The sequence below is a fragment of the Aminobacterium mobile DSM 12262 genome (assembly GCF_000526395.1).
GTDB lineage: Bacteria > Synergistota > Synergistia > Synergistales > Aminobacteriaceae > Aminobacterium > Aminobacterium mobile.
This window is the reverse complement of sequence record NZ_JAFZ01000001.1, coordinates 926,873-946,181: the sequence shown is the minus strand read 5'-3', so window position 1 is coordinate 946,181 and position 19,309 is coordinate 926,873. Positions and strand designations below refer to the sequence as shown.

The following is a 19,309-nucleotide window of genomic DNA, read 5'->3' as shown; positions in this document are numbered from 1 at the left end:
TAAAAACTAATAATGTTTTATTAAACACTACGCTCCTAACAATAATAACAATACTTAGCATAATATACATATTCAATATTAAATAACGCTATTCTATAAGGAGGTAGTCTATTGAAACTCAAACTTCAGGGCAAGATGCTCCTCTATTTTCTCTCCACAGTCACGATCATACTCGCATTTTTAATTGGTTTTATTGCTTTTTCCGTGCATGGAAAAACATTGAAGGCAACAAAGGTTCTTGTAACGGAAACAGCTCGTTCGTCAGCCTACGCTATCGCCTCAGAAATTGACAAGGGACTTATTACCGCAGAAACTCTCGCCAAAAGCATATCTGGCATAGACCGGCAAGATAGCCAGGCCCGACAAAATGTGTTAGGGATGCTTGAAAATGTTTTAAAAGAAACGCCCCTCGCTTTTACCGCATGGGTCGCCTTTGAACCAAACGCATTTGATGGGAAAGATTCTATGTATGTGGAACGCGACGGGTATCAGGAAACTGGCCGTTTTATTGTAGATTTTGTCAAGAAAAACGGACATATTCAACGTTCTTTTGACATAACAGAATCTTTGTTAAGCAAAAATGGGGAAGGAGATTTCTATATCCTTCCTAAAAAAACTGGAAAAACTGTTGTTATGAACCCCTATCTTTATAATTATTCTGGGCAAAAAGATGATTTTGAGTTTATTACAAGTATATGCACCCCTATTTTTTTAAATGGGGGAATAGCCGGGGTCGTCGGTATAGATATTGATTTAGCTACAGTGCAAGAGATAGTGAAAAACATCAGCGTTGTGGAAGGAAGTACGGCCTCTCTCTATTCCAATAATGGAACTACCATCTATCATGATAATGAAGCGCTTATTGGTAAGAACTTAACAGAACGTACTGATGATTTAAAAGATGTTGGAACCATTTTAACGCATATTCAAAAAGGTGAGATTTATAATATTATTGATTTCTCTAATGCCCTCAGCGGGGAAGCCTATAAAATTTATTCTCCTGTACAATTAGGCAATACGGAAACCCCCTGGAGCCTCAATATCCAGGTTCCCATGTCAAAGATAAAAGAAGACGCCATCATCATGGCTCGCAATACTATTGCGGCCTCTCTTGTTGGGCTTATCATTTTGAGCCTCATCATTATCCTTATCACCCGCACTCTTGTTCGCCCAATTAATGGCGTATCTCAAATGTTGCAACAATTTTCCCATCTTGATTTTTCTTCTAACCAATCTCTGTCATGGATGAAGCAATATATGAAATCAAAAGACGAGATTGCACAAATGCTTCATGCCATGTTGAATCTACAAGAACATCTCTCGGGAATAATAAATGGGCTTCAGGAAGAATCTCAGCGTTTCAGCTCCAGCGCTGAATCTCTCGCAGCTCTTTCTGAAGAATCGGTAGCTTCCATGGAAGAAATAAAAGCCTCTGTAGATCAAGTAGCTACCTTGGCAGAAACAACAAGCGCAGCAGTAGAAGAGACGAATGCCGGAGTAGAAGAAGTAAGTTCCAGCGCGACAAACGCAGCCAAGTCTGCTACAGAAGGTGCCGAAGCAACTGCTCGAACCACGCAAATCAGCAATGCCGCTACTTTGGAAGTTTCTACAGTTGTTGAAGAAATCACAAATGTAGGGAAGCGCTCGAAGGAAACAGCCCAGAGCATGAAAGCTGTTGCAAATGCAGTTGAAACTATTACTCGTTTTGTAACAACCATCCAGACTATAGCAGACCAAACCAATCTTCTGGCTTTAAACGCCGCTATAGAAGCAGCACGGGCAGGAGATGCCGGTCGAGGCTTTGCTGTAGTAGCAGAAGAAGTACGAAAACTTGCTGAAGAATCTGGCGTTGCTGCTGGTGAAGTGGAGACACTTATTAACAATCTACAAACCCAGACTAAAAACGCTTTGACGTCTATAGGCCAGGTCGATGAAATCGTAGAACAAACTATTAATCGATCAGAGAAAGCTAAAAAACAGCTGCAAAAAGCCATGGAGGAAATATCGCACGTAAACGATGTTATGCAAAATATAGCCGCCACAGCAGAAGAGCAAGCAGCATCATCGGAAGAGATGGCAGCTGGAATCGACCAAGTAACCCAGTCGACCGTTCAAGTTGTAGCCTCAGTGGATACGATACGTCAGGCATCTGAAGACACTGCCAAAGCAGGTGAACAAGTTGCTGTAGAATCACAGAGTCTCTCGGAAGGAGCCCATCGCCTGGGAGAGATGATTGCACAGTTTAAGATAGATAAAAACAATCTTTCCCGATCCTTAACCATAGCGGATCAGAGCATAAAAAAATAAAAGAAGGAAAAACTGAAGTGCACCTCCAAATGTTTGACTTTATGTCTAACTTTTGGGGTGCACTTCGCACAAAGTAGTCTCCTTTAATGTAACACCTTAATCTTGAGAAGAATCTTCATTATTATTGTCATTATCGCCAGTTCGTATCTCTCTTAAATAGCCGTAAACAGTATAACGACTTTTCCCCAGCTCTTTACACAGAGCCTCTACAGCTCCCTTCAACCTAAAGAACCCTTTAGACTTCAAAAATGACATAATCTCAAGTTTTTCCCTTTTAGTAGTGTAACGTAAAGGGCGTCCGCCCCGTTGTTGGCGCATTTCCTCGAGGATTTTTTGCAAGAGAGAGCCCGAAGAAGGGACAAAAGTTTCTTCGGCAACCTGAGATGCTTTTAAAGGGACGACACAGGTCAATTCTGTTCCTAAATCCTTTAAAATTTGAGCTCGGGTCATATCGTAGTTAATACATAAAAAACCAATAATCTTTTCGTTCCCATCTCTTAAGAGAGTTACGCTTGATCGTAAAGGCCGCCCGTCAGAGGCATAAGAAGGGTAATTAGCTATATAATGAACGCCTTTATATTCCTCTTCACTACGAAGCAGGTACTCACCGAAATCTGTTAAAGGAGAGTCTTCTGTCCGTCCCGTTAGTTCCCCATGAGCCATCGCCACAATTTGATGCTCTTCGCCGGAAACATCATGAAGAACAACCTCATAGTCAGGACCTAATGTTTCACTTAAAGTTTCTACAATAGCAATAATAGGCACTAAATAAGGATGGCATTTTTTTCGCTTCACTTGATCCATCTCCCTATAAATGAGGGCGGGGAGGCACCCCGTCCTCACATTGTATCATGCCTTTTTAAAGCTACTGAGATAATACTATAAAAGGAAAAGAGAGTCTGTCGATGGAATAGAAAAACTACAAAGAAACTTCTTTCCCTACCCCAGCCTCCCGAGCCTTCTGATATATAGTAAAAGCCGCGACCACATCGAGAGTGGCAAATCCTACAGTTTTAAACAGTGTAACGTCTTTTTCTGTGGATCGTCCCTCTATGTCCCCTACAATCAAACCTCCCAACTCTCCGCTAATTTTTTCGGGAGCAAATCTTCCTTCTTTTATAGGGATAATAAAGTCTCCTGCCTCTGCCAAAACAGCTTCTCTATTGTCTACGAAAACTTTATCCGCTCTTTCTAAGAGACACGAATCAAGCTCCTGCATCTCAGGAGTATATGCTCCAACCCCATTTATGTGGGCTCCATCCATAACCAATTTGCCATTAAATACCGGCTTCCTCGATGTGGTAACAGAGGTAATTATGTGAGCACCCTCGACTGCTTCATCAGAAGTTTGAGCTGCTATAATCCTCGTATTAAATTTTTTGGAAAGGGGCTTTTGGGATTCGACAAAGCGTTGGACTCGTTCTCTATCTACATCAAAGATCCTCACTTCTTCTAGATCGCGAACTGTCAACATAGCTTCCAGCTGAGTGGCAGCCTGCCCTCCGGCGCCAAATAATGCGCCAATGGAGGCATCTTTTCTCGAAAGCAGTTCTGTGGCGGCTCCCGCAATGGCACCGGTGCGTATTTGTGTAAGAGTCGTTCCTTCTATAATGGCCGAAACGACGCCAGTCTCCCCATCAAGCAAAATCATTGTTGCAGGAACTGATGGCAACCCTTTCGCAGGGTTATGGGGGAAAACAGAAACAATTTTAACTCCGCACGTATTTATTTCTTTCGCATAGGCCGACATAAAAAGACTTTGCCCTGTCTGAAGTGTGAAATTCGTACGCAAAGGAACCTCGCTTAGCCCTCGATAATGCATTACAAAAGCTTTTTTATCAGCTTCTATAGCGTCTCGCATAGAAAAAATTTTCAATATATCTTCCCTGGAAATTAATAACATAATAATTCCTCCCTAATAAATATTTTTATGCTACTGCTTTCCTCTTGAAGAACTCTTCATAAAGCATGGACGCTCCAGAATAAAGGACTACAGCCGCAATAACCCACTGAAGCATAGAGAGATTAAGACTTTTAACGATAAAAACGGCCGCGAGGACCCCTGCTATTCCAAAGACACTGGAGAAAAACGTAATTTTACGGCCATATTGACCAAGACGAACGAACTCCATGGCTCCCATAGGAACGGAAAAAGTACAGGCTCCCATCATGATCGGGAAAGCCACTGCAGGGTTTACGCCTAAGGCATAAATAGTAGCCATTGTAGGAGCATATGAACCTATGCCAACGTTGTTAAGAGCTCCATAAATGAAAAGGAGAACAAGCGCAACGTAGAGCTTCCCTCCACTCAAACCCACTGCTTCTCCGCCAGAAGGAACAATATTCAGCTTTCCTGCCAAAATAAAAAAGGCGGCAACTACAAGCCCTGTTCCCATAAAGATACGGATAGTTTTCGCTGGAAGCTTTACTACAAAGCGAGGACCTATATAGGCACCTAACATTTGAGCAACTATGCAGGCTACCAGCGTTATGGGATCCACATGGATAGCAGATATGTATGCCAGCGCCATAACAGCAACAGGAATGGCACACTGAGTATTCAACGTCCCTGGTAATTTGGTATCACTTACAAGTTTCTTGGCCCTGTACATGATGGTAGATAAAGCAAAATCAGAAATTCCAAAGGTCGAAAGAAAGAAAATAATAGCCCCCCAAATAGCTAGAAAGACATTATTTCCAGGTTCAGCCCACGCCTCTTCACGGTGAAGAAAGAAGTCTCGAGCAAAACGTACGGCGTAAAACCCATTCACAAGTGCAATCAACGCTAACAGAACCTTTACCATACCCATCACTCCTTTGAGTTAGTTTCCATATTCGTTATATATATCACGTTCACAAGCATTGTATCCTAATTCAACATTATTTTCAATATGACAATAATGTGTTGAGCCATAAAAACATCTTGACAGCTATAGTTTGATACACTAAACTTTCTTAGAGAGAAAAAGGGAAATGAAGGAAGGGATTGCTATTCTATCGGCTCGAATAGAAGATTACTTAGAGGCCATTTTTGCCTTGGAAATTCATGGACAAGAAGCAACTGTAACCGATTTAGCTGAACGCCTGAAAGTGACAAAAGGGACAGTTGTTTCTGCCATTAAAAAATTAGTAGAAGCAGGCTTTCTCGACCATGAAAAATACGGGGCTGTCGCTCTTACTGAAAATGGGCGAGAGAGGGCCTTGCGTGTTTACAGGCGGCATGACCATCTTAATTTTCTTTTCTCCGAAATTCTAGGAATAGAACGTTCTAAAGCATGGGCTCTCGCTTGTATTATGGAACACGAAATGGATGAACAGACAGATGGTCGGCTTCTCGCTTTAACAGACTTTTTCTGTCAAGCTCAACGAGAAGGGGCTGCATGGTTTAATGATCTGAAAGCAGAAATGGATGATCCTTCTCGACTACCCTGCCCTCTTGTAATGCTAAGGCCTGGAATGAAGGGAACTATCAATAGAATTACTGCTGATGGTCCTCTGCGCAAACGTTTACTGGAAATGGGGCTCGTCCCGGGATCTATTATTACATACATACAAACCTCTCCTCTCGGAGATCCTATTGAGTTTGAAATACGAGGCACACGTTTGGCTTTGCGCCGAAGCGAGGCTGCCACCGTATGGATTCGGCGTGTAAAGGAGGATGACGCTTGTGGTTCCACTCCATCTCGTTAAAGAAGGGGCGCAAGTGAGGATAGAAAGGCTTACTGGGGGATTAGCCTTCCGGAAAAGGATGGCTGAGCTTGGATTGTTGCCTGGCGCGTCCTTTACTGTACTTCATAAGGGAGGTGGCCCCTATTTGCTCAAAGTAGGAGAAAGCCGCCTTGCCCTTGGGCAAGGAGTAGGCGATAGAATTTTTGTCCGAGAAATAGAGAATCAATAAAGGCGGCACTTTTGGGAGCTACGCTCCTTTTTTTCTTAGTAAAAAAATAGTTTGATGAATCAAACTAAAATTTTTCGAGGTGGTGAAAATATGAGTGAATCCGAATTACTGCCTCTTAGTGAATTACCGGCAGGGAGCCTTGCGATTGTTATGCGAATAGAAGGACATCCAGAATTAAAAAAGAAAGTTTTAGAAATGGGTCTTGTTCCTGGCACTCCTCTGGTAGTGCAGCGGAAAGCTCCTCTCAACGACCCGATTTCTGTGGCTTTTCGTGGTTATGAACTGAGCCTTCGCATATATGAGGCAGAAACGGTTATGGTAAAAAAAGTGAGTTGCGGTGGATGTAATGGAGAGTGCAGCAAATGCTGGGGGTGTCATTAAGTATGGGGAGTATTACGCTGGCGTTAGCCGGCAATCCTAACACAGGGAAAACAAGTCTCTTTAATGTACTTACAGGCTCTCATCAACACGTAGGAAACTGGCCTGGTGTAACAGTAGAACGGAAAGAAGGGCACTTTAAATGGGGGGACACGGCGTTCTCTCTTGTGGACCTTCCTGGTATTTATAGCCTTGGAGCTTCTTCGATTGATGAACAAGTAGCTTCGGAATTTCTTTTGCGGGAAAAGCCAAAAGTTACTATCACAGTAGTGGACGCCTCTAATCTAGAGCGGAGTCTTTATCTCGTACTGCAAATGTTAGAGGCTGGACAACCTGTGGTTATCGCCCTCAATATGACTGACATAGCCCAAAAGAAGGGTATTCATATAGACGTGGAGGAACTGGAAAAACAGCTTGGCGTACCTGTAGTTCCTACCGTAGCCCGAGAAAACAAAGGCATTCAGGAGTTAGTAAAGGCTGTAAAAAAATACGTGGAAACTCCCGTTGAAAAACATGGCATAACTATTCCTTACGGTAAAAACATAGAAGACACTTTGAAACGGTTAGCAGAAGCTGTTAATCCATTAGTAACAAGAGAAATAGAAATATCAAAAGATATCGCAGCCCTTCGAATAGCTGAAGGAAATGCCGCTATATTCTCTCTTCTGGAAACTCTTGATAACGACAAAACTATCCAAAAAATTCTAGAAGAAGAGAACGAAAAGCTGGAAATGTCGCTTGGTTATGATCTCCTCACAGCTGTTATAGAGAGACGGTGGAATTATATATCTACTCTCACCGGGAAAGTAATGAAGAAAGATTTGTCTCTAAAAGAAGATGTAACTTTGTCAGATAAAGTAGACCGAATTGTAACCCATCGCATATGGGGACTGCCCATTTTCTTCCTTATTACATGGTGCATGTTCCGCCTCACCTATGCAATAGGAGACCCTGCTGCTGACTATCTAGATCATTGGATAGGGATCTTAGGTGAGTATGCTTCAATATTCATAGAGAAATGGGGGCTCCCAACAGTAGTAGGGAGTTTTATCTCTGGCGGAGTTATCGGCGGTGTAGGGTCGGTGATAGTGTTTTTCCCGCATATCTTCATTCTATTCGCCTTTATAGCCATCTTGGAAGACTCCGGTTACATGGCCAGAGGTGCTTTTGTGATGGACAGAATAATGAGGGCTGTAGGCCTCCATGGAAAAAGTTTTATCCCTATGCTTATGGGGTTCGGGTGTAACGTTCCTTCTATTATGGCAACTCGCGTTTTAGAGCGCCCAAGAGACCGAATGATCACTCTTCTAGTCTTACCCTTTATGAGTTGTTCTGCCAGGCTCCCTATTTACCTCTTGTTTGCTGGAACCTTTTTCGGCAGAAATGCCGGGACTGTTGTTTTTTCTCTCTATGTACTTGGTATTGTTGTTGCTGTTATATCTGCAAAACTTTTGGGGAAAACCCTGTTCAAGGGGGAATCTTCCCAATTTGTTATGGAGTTGCCCCCATACCACGTGCCACAGGTACGTGCTGTTTGGGGAAGTGCGTGGGAACGAGCAAGCCTCTTTCTTAAAAAGGCAGGAACTGTAATTTTTAGCGCTGTAGTGCTTGTATGGATTCTGGCCAGCCTTCCCTTCGGCGTAGAATATGGTTCTTACAACAGCCTTATCGGCCATGTCGGGCGCGCTATGGCTCCCCTCTTCGCTCCAGCAGGCTTCGGCTTCTGGCAAGCCACTGTCGCGCTCCTCCTCGGCCTCCTTGCTAAGGAAGTTGTGGTAGGGACCTTTGGAGCACTTTTAGGGGGAGAAGAAGGCCTTGCAGCTGTCTTACCCACTCTTTTCACCCCTTTAAGTGCTTACGCATTCTTAGTTATGACATTACTTTATATCCCATGTGTAGCAGCTATAGCTGCCTTTAAAAGGGAAACAAACAGTTGGAAATGGACCTTTTTCTTAGTAGCCTACACAACAATCGTAGCTTACGGACTGGCTGTCCTTATATATCAGGGTGGCCGTATGTTTGGGCTGTCGTAGATAAAGGACCTTTTTCATACAGTACCTCCCCTTCAAAACCAGCACAACGAAAGGGCTCCTTACTAAAGGGGCCCTTTCGCTCCAGACTAAAGACAAAATCAACTGCATTTGGGAGTACGCCCCGAATGCAAACCGTTCGCTTCTATCTAGAAGTGGTTAGCAAACACAAGTGGTCACGAACAATGAAGCGCATTGCTTCTTATTGGCAAATGATTGGCGTAGGTGTTGAAAATTATATTATGATTCAACCACATCATGGCTTGTAACAAGCCGTGCACCCTTTGCTTTTAGTTCTTCCAAGGCTTTACAGCTATCGTCTTCCTTTACATTGACACCCTTCATGCCATCAGTAACAAGGTAGACATCAAATCCATGAGATAAGCCATCAAGGGCTGTGCTCTTCACACAATAATCAGTGGCTAAGCCACAAACAAAAATTCGCCGGATTGACTGGGCATGAAGTTTTTCCAATAAATCGGTACCCTCAAAAGCGGAATAAGCATCTTTCTCGCAACATGTTCCTTTATCTATAATAAAAGCCGTGTCGGGAACAATGAGACCAGGATGGAAAGCTGCCCCTTTCTCTTCTTGAACACAATGGGGAGGCCAAAGACCACCCTGTTTTTTAAAACTTATATGATCGGAAGGGTGCCAATCGCGAGAGAAGAAAACTGGAATTTTTCGATTCTGAGCAAGCTGTACAAGACTATTAATAACGGAAATTATAGAATTGGCCCCACGAACAGCGAGACTCCCCCCTTCGCAAAAATCTTGCTGCACATCCACTACGATCAGAGCATCACCAATCGTTAACAACATTTAAACACCACTCCCCCTCTTAAGATTATGAAGCATGAAAGGTCCCTCTGTTCGACCTGCTTTCCAAAACGCAATCCAATGGAATATGTTAAATATGTCTACGAGAGAGAAATCAGACCATAAAAGCCGAAGCTTCCCAAGAGATTTTAACGTTCTTTATGAAGAAACCCTTTTCTTTTTCTCTATAACTAAAAAGAGGCTTGAGTCATCTACTTCTTGGATCAGATATGTATAACTAGTCTGTTCTGCTAATTCTTTAAAATCCTCCGGGCGACAAGTATGCGCTACGAAACCATCTTTACATACAATATGTCCATCTTTGGTTTTTTCCATATCAATCTCGCCGAGCAACCCTTTATCTGCCTGCTCATGGAACCAAGCTAGTCTATGATTCCAAAATTTAGCGCTATAGGTACTAAAATAAGCTCTTCCTCCTGGAACAAGAACTTTAAGGCTCTGGGCAATAAGATTACTTTCATTCCCTTTTAGGGCGGAAATACCGTTCTGGAGGCAAAGAACAACATCAAAAATTGGCCCGAACTGGAGCACATGGGCATCCATCACTTTTATTTCGCAGTTCGAGCAACCTTTTAAATACTCCTCGCCGAACCTTACAGAATCTGGAGATATATCTATTCCCATTATAGAAGCCACATGAGGAGCCAATTCCTTCATGATTCGCCCATAACCACACCCTAATTCCAATACTTTCTCATGATCATGTACATTGCGACGAACAAAATCTATTTCTTCCCGCAAATACTGCTTAACTCGATCAATATTAGTATCGTAAACTTGAAACAGCTTCGCCGAACTCAGGTTCTCTGCGTAGTAGTTACTCACCTCACCACCTCCACTGAACTCTGATGGGCACATACAAGCAGGACTATTTTACTATGTTTTTGAAATATTATTAACAAGAGGCACTTTAAGAATGAGGAAAAGCTCTTATTATCTGAGTCGCCTGCCAAGCAAGAACCCCATGCCTGCCATCTGAGAAGCAAGAACTACGTATTGGGGGAAGTAAGATAGAAGGGCGCAATCTGCTTAATCACAATAAAAACTTACGTAACGCTGTGAAGAAAGCTCTGTAGATCTACGGGCAAACTGCCATTGCAATAAAAAAACCGCTCTTCATATGAAGAGCGGTTGACGAATCTAAATGGCGTGCCAGACAGGATTCGAACCCGTGACCTTCGGTTCCGTAGACCGACGCTCTATCCAACTGAGCTACTGGCACATCTTGAACGGAGGAAATATTACCACGGAACAGGCATTCATGCAACCTTTTAGGGGATATTTTACCGTATTTCCTTCGAGATGAAAAGCTCGTGCAAAAGACGTACACCGTCGTTCTAGAATCGCACTACAATTTTAAGCCCCCAAAAGCCACCCTGACATTTTTAAGGAATTCTCTTTCAATGGGAGGGATTCTGCATGTCCGGAAACGTGGCAAGGCTTTTTCACACCGAGGAAACATGGCAACAAACGGTAGAACGATACATTTTGACAAGGGAAATTGAAGAATTGTCGCCTCGAACTCCCATAACTAAATTTACCGATGATTCGGTGCTCACTGTGGAGGTTGCAGACTGACTGCTAAATGGTGGGGATTATGGAAATTTTCTTTTTGAGTATGGAGGGCATATCCAAACAAAGGCTATGGAAGAAATTTCGCAAAATGGCTCAACAAGGGGGGCACTGAAAACTTATAACAGCTTCAGAAACAGCAGCGTTATGAGAGTGAGCTCCGTTAGCTAGGCCTTCGATAATCTTAACGATGCCCTGGAAAAGGCCGAGGCTAGGGCATCTCAAGTATTTGATACACTTTCATTCAGCAGAGGGCAATTCACCTCGCTTCGAAAAGCTGTTTTGCTACCTCATCGATAACCATGTTTCTGTTCCCCTGATTTGTTTCAGAAGACATCGCTGCTGAAGTTCCAATGCGTAAGAGGTTTTCGTTAAACCTTTCCCTAACATAAACATAGCCTGAGCCCATATTCCCATGTAAATTCAATCAGAGGTATTTTATCAAGTTATCCTCTACTTCAAATAAACCTGGCATTCCTCGAACATTAAAGGCCTTTACCGGGCGTATATTTCGCAAGAGCCACGCATATCCCGCTGGATTCGGCAATTCGTCAAAAAGCGCTGCCTCTGCTTCCATCGCTTCTTTAGAGCTTTCCGCTTGCTGCTTCGCTGTTTGAAGGGAAATAACCGCACGAAGAGCGTTATTTACAGGTTTTTGGGGCTGTAGACTTTTGCAGAACCTTCGAATCATGGTATCTTATTGGTATCAATACTTTGGGAGGTGAACTTTACGATGAACAAAAAAGGGCCTGTCATTTACAGAAAAATAGACAGCGCGGGGAACACGATTACCTGGTATTACGCTCTTCAAGAAGGCGGATCTTTCGTACTTTATCAAAGCAACACTAAGGAAGGAAGAAAAGAAAAGACTGACATACATGGAGCTAATCTCTCCGAACTTCTGGAAACCCTTATAAATAAAACTTCATGCGAATACCGAATCATAGTTGATGAGAAACCATAAAAAAAGCCCAGACCACTCAGGCCTGAGCTTTATATTACTTTTATTAAATGGCGGAGAGAGAGGGATTTGAACCCTCGGAGGCGGTAAAGCCTCACTCACTTAGCAGGCGAGCGCCTTCGACCACTCGGCCATCTCTCCTCCAATAGACTGCGGGGTCTATTCTATTAAGGGAACCCGGTTCTGTCAAGCTCTTTACTTATTTCTTATCTCCGCTCGCTGGCTCACTGGAAACTGGCTCTTGATCACCAGAAGCAACAGGTTGAGAGGTAGCTTCCGCTGGCTTAACAGCCTCTACTGGCTGTGGGAAGATGGTTGTATCAAGAATCTCAATCTTCGCTTCTTCCTTCAAACCACTAATATATTGGCGCTGTGCTTCCTGGTTTTTCTGATTTGTAAGCAACGTCTTAATATCGCCGCTCACTTCGTCGAAAGACAAAATCTTTTCTTCCACATTTTCGCGATTCAGAATAACCATATAGTCGTTACTCGCTATTTCTATAGGAGATGAAACGCCACCAATAGGAAGCTCTTTCAAAGACGCAAACTTATCTTGCAAGCCAGATTCAGCGATAAAAATAGGCTTGTCGTAAGAAATGCTTTCTTTCACATCGCCAGAAGCGGCATTTTTTAGAAGGGCATCCCATTGGGAGTTATCTTTCTTCACTGCCATACTCATGGCTGCTGCAACATCCTGATTGATAAATCGCGCAAAAACCACTTTTCGGCCTGCTGGCTGACGGAAGAAGACATTCTTCCCCTTATCATAAAATTCTCGCACATCATCTGATGTAACAACCACGGAACCAGCTGACTGTTCTATCAACTTTTGCTGAGCGAGCTGTGTTCCAATATTGGCCCTCAGGTTTTCCATCTTAATTCCACTATCGTTGAGATATTTCTGGAAAGCCTCTTTCGTGGGGAACTGAGAGCTAATCTGCTTTACAACCTCATCTATCTCCTCATCAGAAGCTTTTATTCCAGACTTCTGAACTGCTTTCGCAAGCTCATTTTGAATAACCATATTGTCGAGAACACCCTGCCGAAGAGCTGCCAAATCTTCCGACGTAACATCCTTCAGATTATTCCGATCAACGTAATCACGAACGTTGTTCTCAAGAGATGAGCGCATTATCTTTTTCCCATCTATTTGAGCTACTGGATAATCTCTCATACCCTCCTGCTGTGGAGCGGAACGACGACCGCCAAAGCCATACATACCAAAAATAGATAGAACGAAAACAACAACAATAACCAACATAATCCAGCGAACATTTTCTCTTAACGAGCGCATTATCAAAGCAAATCTGCCTCCCTTGACATAAACCGTAGCTAATAACATCTAATGCCAACGGCGTATTTTATCATAGTTTACTACTTAAAGGCTACGTAAAAACCTAGACTTCTGCTAAGGATTTCCCCCATTTTGTTTCTACTTTCAAGGGAACAGAAAGCTTTACAGCAGATTCCATGACCTCAGCCAATTCTTTCTCTATAGATTCCCGCTCTTCAGCAGGACACTCACACACAAGAGAGTCGTGTATTTGTAAAACGAGATGGACCTTCTCTTGATCTTTAAAATGACGATTAAAATTCACCATGGCTATCCGAGCTATGTCAGCAGCTGTCCCCTGAATAGGAGTGTTCACCGCTATTCTTTTAAGGGCTCCCCGATCTCGAGGATTTACCGATACCTCATCAAGGGGGCGAATGCGGCCAAACTCCGTCACAGTATACCCGCGTTTTCTCGCCGTTCTATAACTTTCCTCCACATATTCTCTTACTTTCGGGAAGGCTTTAAAGTATCGGTTAATAATATCCCCTGCCTCTTGTTGGCCTATACCTAATCGACTCGCCAAACCGTAGGAACTCATGCCGTAGAGAATTCCAAAATTAATCACTTTTGCGAAACGACGAAGTTCTGGGGTCACTAACGCAGACTCTATGTTAAATACCCATGAAGCTGTTTCTGTATGTATATCGCGCTGAGCTTCAAAAGCCGTTTTCAGCCTTTTTTCGTCGCAAAGATGGGCAAGAACCCTGAGCTCCACTTGGGAATAGTCGGCACCTACATATATATTGCCATTCGCGTGCGGGACAAGACCCTCCTTCAAACGATTCGACCAATGGCCGTAGGCGGGGAGATTCTGCAAGTTAGGATCTCTGCTGCTTAGGCGACCTGTTCCAGTAGACGTGGATTCAAAAGTTCCATGGATGAACCCTGTTTCTGGGTTTACAGCGCTCATCAAGGGATGGACAAAACCTGACTGAATTTTAGATAACTCGCGATGCTCCAGCAATAGTTTCGGTACTTCGCTTTCAGGCAGATCCATTTTAACGAGCTCTTCCAGCACAGTAACGTCTGTAGAATAGCCTGTTTTTGTCTCTTTTATAGGAGGAAGCTGCAATTTTTCAAAGAGAAGCCAGGCAACCTGTTTTGGAGAATTAAGGTTGATACGTTCATTCCCTTTGTCAGCTATTCGCTCCTCTATCTCTCCAATCCGTTCCTGTAGGTCTCTCTCCAGAGCTTCAAAGGAGTTTGTATCCAGGCCTACCCCCCAACTCTCCATCTTCCACAACACAGGGACCAAGGGAAGGTCTATCTTATCCATTACATCAACAAGACCTTCGTAACGAGCGAGCTGCTCTCCAAGTTCATTTTTAGTTTTCCAAAGCAACCCAGCCCCTTCTATCGGATCGAATATTTCCGATCCCGACCATTCCAAGGGACTATGAGCCTTCGCGTCGGGGTGCAGCAGATAATGAGCTACCTGAACATCCCATACTCTTTCCGGAGCTGGGGCATCTTCTTTCAGGAAGGCCTGCAACATTTTATAATCCGATGTAATAACATGACCATGACGAAGCCATTTTTTTAGAGGCTGAGGAACATCGGTACTTTGTACTACTCCATGCCAAAAGGCTCCGTCCTGAGAGCGAACAACGAGTCTGGCTTTTGAAAGACCTACAGGATAGCTTCCTTCAACCTGACCAAAAAGAGCCAACGTATCGCCTGCGAGGACTTCGTCCAAATTTCCCTCAACGGCATCGCCAATAATAAGCTCTTCTTGCTGAAGCTCAAGGGAGGGAGACTGTTCTTCCTTAACCCTTTGGTATATTTTTGAAAGTCCGAGATGTTGACATAGCTCTTCGAATTTCTCGAACTGTACGTCTGTCTGCCTAAACTCCTCGGCAGTGACAGGAACATCGCACTTTAAGCGAATAAGCTCCCGACTCTTAAAGGCCTGCTCTTTCGTGTTTTCAAACTTTTTTTGTAGTCCTGGCTTCAGATCTTTCAAGTGATCGTAAATATCTTCAAGGGACACATATTGGGAGAGCAACTTTTTCGCCGTTTTCTCTCCAACTCCAGGAACCCCCGGAATATTGTCTACAGAGTCTCCCAACATGGCCAGGTAGTCTGGCATGGCGGAGGGAGGAAATCCCCATTCTGCTTCAAAATTTTTTTCGTCGTAATCTTTAAACTCGGAAACGCCCCGTATGGGCCTGATAATTCTTACGCCGGGCTGAAGAACCTGAAGAATGTCTTTATCTGAGGTCAAGGCTATAACGTCAACCCCCAGACGAGCAGCACTACATGCCGCGGAAGCTATAACGTCGTCGGCCTCCACCCCATCCTTGACTACAATCCGAATCCCCATAGATTCCATGAGTTCCTGAAGGAGTGGAACTTGAACTTTATATTCTTCCGGCGTTGGTTTCCGACCCATTTTATATTCAGGGTATGCTATGTGACGGAAAGTTTTGCCAGGGGCATCGAATACAACAGCCGTCATATCCGGTTTACATTCGTCAATTGTTTTAAAGAGCATATTGACAAAACCTAAAATAGCGTTTGTAGGTGTACCATCTGGGGCATTCAATTCTGGCAAGGCATAGAACGCTCTAAATGCCAATGCATGCCCATCAACAAGAAGTATCGATCTTTTTTTCAGGGTATTCAACTCCTTCTTTTTCTACCACGTCTTTTATAATAACTCAAAGGAATGAATTATTGTTACTCTCGCCATTAATAATGAAGCACCATGGGATATCTTTTTCTACAAGGAACGAAGAGCCGATATAAGCTGGGGTATAACTTGCTTTTTTCTCGAAACCACATGGGGAAGAAAGAAACTCTCCCCCGCAATAGGGATACCGAAAGCCCTGGAAAGGACCTCCACATGACTTCCTACGTACAAAAACTCTGATCCTTCGTTAAGGACATCAGTCAACATTAATAGAAGGATGTCGTAGTCCCCCTCTACCTGGAGCTCTTGCATAAAAGCGATGATGTCGTCCTTTAAGGAGCCCAGTTTTGTGTTATATATATTCACTTGACTTACGCCAATTTTATAATCCCCTACCGGGAAACTCTTGAAGTCTGTATAAAAAATTTCTTTCGCTGTCTTTCCCCCAAGAGATGTTCCCGCCACAAACATGGACCGAGCAAAATCCTCGAGTTCAATACCAGCGATTTGAGCAAGTTCCTGAGCTGAACGAACATCCTCAGAGGTACAGGTGGGGGATTTAAACATCAACGTATCAGATAGGATGGCAGCACACATAAGACCTGCAATATTTGGGAGGATAGGGATGTTATTTTCTTTATACAAATTATAGATAATAGTGGCAGTACACCCTACCGGACGATTTACAAAAATGATAGGCTGTGCTGTCTCTATACTGCCTATTCTATGATGATCTATAATTTCTAATATTTGCGCTTGCTCAAGCCCCTCTACAGATTGAGCTGTTTCGTTATGATCTACAAGAACAACATTTTTTCCGACAAACTCCAATATATGCCGGCGGGCAAGCATCCCAACCGTTTTCTTGTTGCTCAGCACGGGAAAGTAACGATATTTATATTTCAAAAGAGCCTCTTTTACGTCATCAACGTAGTCATCAATATTAAAAGTCACTAACCCCTTAGTTTTTGCTACATAATGAACAGGAACGCTCAAATTTAAAAGCTTGGCGGCTGTAAAGGTATCGTGAGGCACTTTTACAAGATTCACGTTATTCGCCCGAGCCAGCTCCAAAACCTCTTCCGTCACGAGAGCATCGCCTGTCAAGACAAGAGTATTGACCCCTTTTTGGAGAGCTAGTAATTGCACATCCTTTCGGCTCCCCACTATAATCAGGCTCCCTTTTATCAAGCGAGTCTCCACATCCTCAATTTTCATGGCCGCTACGGAAACGTTGCCACAAAAATTATTGCCGGAATCATAGATTACTTCGCCACTGAGGGTTTCCACTATATTTTGTAAAGGGACATTGAACTCTGAGAAATCGTGAGAAATTTCCAGGCTTGCCTTCGCTATATCCCCTAACGTTACGAGCCCCACGAAGGAAAAATCTTCATCCACGATATTAACTGTCTTTATATTATTCTCCATCATAATATGCCATACTTCCGACAACGGAGCGCTCTCTCTTATATTCAAAGGAGTGTCGTAGGCTATATCAGAAAGCTGGGCATAAACATTCTCTAAAAGAGCCGGGACCGGCATGTTAAAGTGATTGAGAACAAATCGGGTTTCATTATTAATAGGTCCAAGCCTCACTGGTTCATAGCAGCTCTCTTGAGAAGTGAGTGTATTTTTATAATAGCTATACGCTATGGCGGAACAGATAGAGTCTGTATCGGGGTTTTGATGCCCCAACACATAAATCGGTTTCATCGTACGAAAGCCCCCTACATAAATATTTCTTTCGAATAATCATCTGTAATCGTACTTTCTTATAGTTATAATACCTTATAATCCAAATAACTTTCATGGAAATTAGAAGGAGCTTTATAGAGATGAAGCAAGACTGCTAAAGAGAGATGCCGACCTCATGGAGACATCGTCGGCGGCATTAGGCGTCTTCGGCGACACGTAGCGACACTACTAAAGAAAGATACCAACCTTATGGCATGCTTCTCTCCCCTATTTCATTCCAGAACATGTATAATAGCTGCGTTAATGGACATTAGACACAAGGAGGAATCCTGAAAATGGATAAAGAGGTTCGTGTCCGTTTTGCCCCCAGCCCTACTGGAGCACTCCATATAGGAGGGGGACATACGGCATTGTTTAACTGGCTCTGGGCCAGACATACAGGAGGAAAATTCATTCTCCGTATCGAAGATACTGACCGAGAACGTTCCACGAAAGAGTATGAAGATACTATTATGGCTGGAATGAAATGGCTCGGCCTCGATTGGGACGAAGGCCCAGATATTGGAGGGCCCTGTGGACCTTATCGGCAATCGGAACGCCTTGAAATATACAATAAATATGCCCAGCAACTTCTCGATGAAGGGAAAGCATACACTGATGGCCCGGCTGTTATCTATAAAGTCCCAGAGGGTTTAACTCTCACATTTAACGATATTGTATATGGTCATATTGAAGTGAGAAGTGAAACTCTAAAAGATATTGTCATGATAAAAAGTGACGGCATGCCCACCTATAACTACGCTGTTGTTGTTGACGACTATACTATGGGCATTAATTATGTCATTCGCGGAGAAGATCATATCTCTAACACTCCCAAGCAGCTTCTTATCTATAAGGCTCTTGGATGGGAAGAACCTCAGTTTGCACACCTCCCTATGATTTTGGGAAAAGACAAGAAAAAACTCTCTAAACGCCATGGCGCCACAAGTGTTTATGAGTACAGAGACATGGGATATATGCCTAACTCCGTCTTCAATTTTCTTGCTCTTCTCGGGTGGTCTGTAGGCGACGATAAAGAGGTTTTCTCTCGACAAGAAGCTATAGACGCCTTTGATCTCTCACGAGTGAACAAACGGGCCGCTGTTTTTGATATGGATAAGCTGAACTTTATTAATCAGGAACATCTTAAAGAGCTGGATCCCATGGTACGCCTCGAAATGGTGGAACCTTTCTGGCGAGAGGCTGGATTGCCAGTGGATAGCCATGACAAGAAATACCTCGCTGAAGCCCTGGAACTTATGGGGGGACGGGGCCGCACCACAAAAGAGCTTGCGGAGTATTCCGATTATTTTGTTTCCTTCGAGCCTGTAAAAGCTCGTTATGATGGAAGCGATCTTACGGAAGAGCATAAGGCACTTCTTAAAGTTTTTTATAGCGATCTTCTTACCTTAGAACCATGGACAGATGAAGCTATGGAAGAATTTGCCAGGAAATGGTCTGAAGAGAAAAACGTAAAGATGAAGATTTTGGCTATGCCCTTACGATGGGTTCTCACTGGCGTAAAGGTGAGCCCCGGCATTTTCGAGGTAGCCCGGCATCTTGGGAAAGACGAGGTCCAGCGACGCCTCGCTCACTACGATCTCGTAGAATAGAATAT

Annotated in this window: 17 protein-coding genes and 2 tRNA genes; 8 read left to right on the top strand and 11 right to left on the bottom strand. The window is 43.4% G+C overall.

Annotated features, from left to right (window positions below; genetic code table 11):
• Nucleotides 1-111 precede the first annotated feature (111 nt).
• Nucleotides 112-2,307: a methyl-accepting chemotaxis protein gene (locus K360_RS0104560; protein WP_024822002.1), complete on the top strand. Its 2,196-nt coding sequence runs from the start codon at nt 112-114 to the stop codon at nt 2,305-2,307.
• Nucleotides 2,308-2,403: 96 nt separating this feature from the next.
• Here K360_RS0104560 and K360_RS0104555 read toward each other — a convergent pair whose 3' ends face one another.
• The 3 genes from K360_RS0104555 to K360_RS0104545 form a co-directional block, all read right to left on the bottom strand.
• Nucleotides 2,404-3,102: a helix-turn-helix transcriptional regulator gene (locus K360_RS0104555; RefSeq protein WP_245587082.1), complete on the bottom strand. Its 699-nt coding sequence runs from the start codon at nt 3,100-3,102 to the stop codon at nt 2,404-2,406.
• 124 nt (nt 3,103-3,226) lie between these two features.
• Nucleotides 3,227-4,210, bottom strand: coding sequence for an ornithine cyclodeaminase family protein (locus tag K360_RS0104550; protein WP_024822000.1), 984 nt, complete (start codon nt 4,208-4,210; stop codon nt 3,227-3,229).
• Nucleotides 4,211-4,235: 25 nt separating this feature from the next.
• Nucleotides 4,236-5,111: a sulfite exporter TauE/SafE family protein gene (locus tag K360_RS0104545; RefSeq protein ID WP_024821999.1), complete on the bottom strand. Its 876-nt coding sequence runs from the start codon at nt 5,109-5,111 to the stop codon at nt 4,236-4,238.
• A 169-nt stretch (nt 5,112-5,280) separates the two neighbouring features.
• On the opposite strand from K360_RS0104545, the gene K360_RS0104540 reads away from it, so the two are divergent.
• From K360_RS0104540 to feoB, 4 genes are all read left to right on the top strand, one after another.
• Nucleotides 5,281-5,997 (top strand): metal-dependent transcriptional regulator, encoded by a 717-nt coding sequence (locus tag K360_RS0104540; protein ID WP_024821998.1) that lies wholly within the window; start codon nt 5,281-5,283, stop codon nt 5,995-5,997.
• Nucleotides 5,975-6,205: a FeoA family protein gene (locus K360_RS0104535; protein ID WP_024821997.1), complete on the top strand. Its 231-nt coding sequence runs from the start codon at nt 5,975-5,977 to the stop codon at nt 6,203-6,205. The genes K360_RS0104540 and K360_RS0104535 overlap by 23 nt, the downstream gene beginning before the upstream one ends.
• A 90-nt stretch (nt 6,206-6,295) precedes the next feature.
• Nucleotides 6,296-6,586, top strand: coding sequence for a FeoA family protein (locus tag K360_RS0104530; protein WP_024821996.1), 291 nt, complete (start codon nt 6,296-6,298; stop codon nt 6,584-6,586).
• Nucleotides 6,587-6,588: 2 nt separating this feature from the next.
• Nucleotides 6,589-8,616, top strand: a complete 2,028-nt coding sequence (gene feoB / locus K360_RS0104525; RefSeq protein WP_156923342.1) for a ferrous iron transport protein B — start codon at nt 6,589-6,591, stop codon at nt 8,614-8,616.
• Nucleotides 8,617-8,853: 237 nt separating this feature from the next.
• Here feoB and pncA read toward each other — a convergent pair whose 3' ends face one another.
• The 3 genes from pncA to K360_RS0104510 all read right to left on the bottom strand — a co-directional run bounded on the left by pncA (nt 8,854) and on the right by K360_RS0104510 (nt 10,675).
• A complete protein-coding gene (pncA, locus tag K360_RS0104520; protein WP_024821994.1) occupies nt 8,854-9,435 on the bottom strand; it encodes a bifunctional nicotinamidase/pyrazinamidase in 582 nt (193 codons plus the stop codon).
• A 156-nt stretch (nt 9,436-9,591) separates the two neighbouring features.
• Nucleotides 9,592-10,278, bottom strand: a complete 687-nt coding sequence (locus K360_RS0104515) for a class I SAM-dependent methyltransferase (RefSeq protein ID WP_024821993.1) — start codon at nt 10,276-10,278, stop codon at nt 9,592-9,594.
• Nucleotides 10,279-10,598: 320 nt separating this feature from the next.
• Nucleotides 10,599-10,675: transfer RNA gene (locus K360_RS0104510), tRNA-Arg, on the bottom strand.
• A gap of 197 nt (nt 10,676-10,872) precedes the next feature.
• Here K360_RS0104510 and K360_RS11345 point away from each other — a divergent pair.
• A complete protein-coding gene (locus K360_RS11345) occupies nt 10,873-11,031 on the top strand; it encodes a hypothetical protein (RefSeq protein ID WP_211235517.1) in 159 nt (52 codons plus the stop codon).
• A gap of 421 nt (nt 11,032-11,452) precedes the next feature.
• Here the strand turns inward: K360_RS11345 and K360_RS0104490 are convergent, their stop codons facing one another.
• Complete coding sequence (locus K360_RS0104490) at nt 11,453-11,716, bottom strand: hypothetical protein (protein WP_024821992.1); 264 nt, start codon at nt 11,714-11,716, stop codon at nt 11,453-11,455.
• Between the two features lie 42 nt (nt 11,717-11,758).
• Between K360_RS0104490 and K360_RS0104485 the strand changes: the two genes are divergently transcribed.
• Nucleotides 11,759-11,989 carry a hypothetical protein gene (locus K360_RS0104485; RefSeq protein WP_024821991.1) on the top strand — a complete coding sequence of 77 codons (231 nt, stop codon included), beginning with the start codon at nt 11,759-11,761 and terminating at the stop codon, nt 11,987-11,989.
• 48 nt (nt 11,990-12,037) lie between these two features.
• Here K360_RS0104485 and K360_RS0104480 read toward each other — a convergent pair.
• From K360_RS0104480 to K360_RS0104465, 4 genes are all read right to left on the bottom strand, one after another.
• Nucleotides 12,038-12,127: transfer RNA gene (locus K360_RS0104480), tRNA-Ser, on the bottom strand.
• Nucleotides 12,128-12,185: 58 nt separating this feature from the next.
• Nucleotides 12,186-13,280 (bottom strand): peptidylprolyl isomerase, encoded by a 1,095-nt coding sequence (locus tag K360_RS0104475; RefSeq protein ID WP_245587094.1) that lies wholly within the window; start codon nt 13,278-13,280, stop codon nt 12,186-12,188.
• A gap of 103 nt (nt 13,281-13,383) precedes the next feature.
• Nucleotides 13,384-15,948: a DNA polymerase I gene (gene polA / locus K360_RS0104470; RefSeq protein ID WP_051461101.1), complete on the bottom strand. Its 2,565-nt coding sequence runs from the start codon at nt 15,946-15,948 to the stop codon at nt 13,384-13,386.
• A gap of 96 nt (nt 15,949-16,044) precedes the next feature.
• Nucleotides 16,045-17,670, bottom strand: a complete 1,626-nt coding sequence (locus K360_RS0104465) for a putative manganese-dependent inorganic diphosphatase (protein ID WP_024821988.1) — start codon at nt 17,668-17,670, stop codon at nt 16,045-16,047.
• Between the two features lie 317 nt (nt 17,671-17,987).
• Between K360_RS0104465 and gltX the strand changes: the two genes are divergently transcribed.
• Nucleotides 17,988-19,304, top strand: coding sequence for a glutamate--tRNA ligase (gltX, locus tag K360_RS0104460; protein ID WP_024821987.1), 1,317 nt, complete (start codon nt 17,988-17,990; stop codon nt 19,302-19,304).
• Nucleotides 19,305-19,309 lie beyond the last annotated feature (5 nt).

Coding starts and splice junctions, on each gene's coding strand:
- K360_RS0104550 (WP_024822000.1), bottom strand. CDS start 4,210: ATGTTATTAATTTCCAGGGAAGATATATTGAAAATTTTTTCTATGCGA.
- K360_RS0104545 (WP_024821999.1), bottom strand. CDS start 5,111: ATGGTAAAGGTTCTGTTAGCGTTGATTGCACTTGTGAATGGGTTTTAC.
- K360_RS0104540 (WP_024821998.1), top strand. CDS start 5,281: ATGAAGGAAGGGATTGCTATTCTATCGGCTCGAATAGAAGATTACTTA.
- K360_RS0104530 (WP_024821996.1), top strand. CDS start 6,296: ATGAGTGAATCCGAATTACTGCCTCTTAGTGAATTACCGGCAGGGAGC.
- feoB (WP_156923342.1), top strand. CDS start 6,589: ATGGGGAGTATTACGCTGGCGTTAGCCGGCAATCCTAACACAGGGAAA.
- pncA (WP_024821994.1), bottom strand. CDS start 9,435: ATGTTGTTAACGATTGGTGATGCTCTGATCGTAGTGGATGTGCAGCAA.
- K360_RS11345 (WP_211235517.1), top strand. CDS start 10,873: ATGTCCGGAAACGTGGCAAGGCTTTTTCACACCGAGGAAACATGGCAA.
- K360_RS0104490 (WP_024821992.1), bottom strand. CDS start 11,716: ATGATTCGAAGGTTCTGCAAAAGTCTACAGCCCCAAAAACCTGTAAAT.
- K360_RS0104485 (WP_024821991.1), top strand. CDS start 11,759: ATGAACAAAAAAGGGCCTGTCATTTACAGAAAAATAGACAGCGCGGGG.
- K360_RS0104475 (WP_245587094.1), bottom strand. CDS start 13,280: ATGCGCTCGTTAAGAGAAAATGTTCGCTGGATTATGTTGGTTATTGTT.
- K360_RS0104465 (WP_024821988.1), bottom strand. CDS start 17,670: ATGAAACCGATTTATGTGTTGGGGCATCAAAACCCCGATACAGACTCT.
- gltX (WP_024821987.1), top strand. CDS start 17,988: ATGGATAAAGAGGTTCGTGTCCGTTTTGCCCCCAGCCCTACTGGAGCA.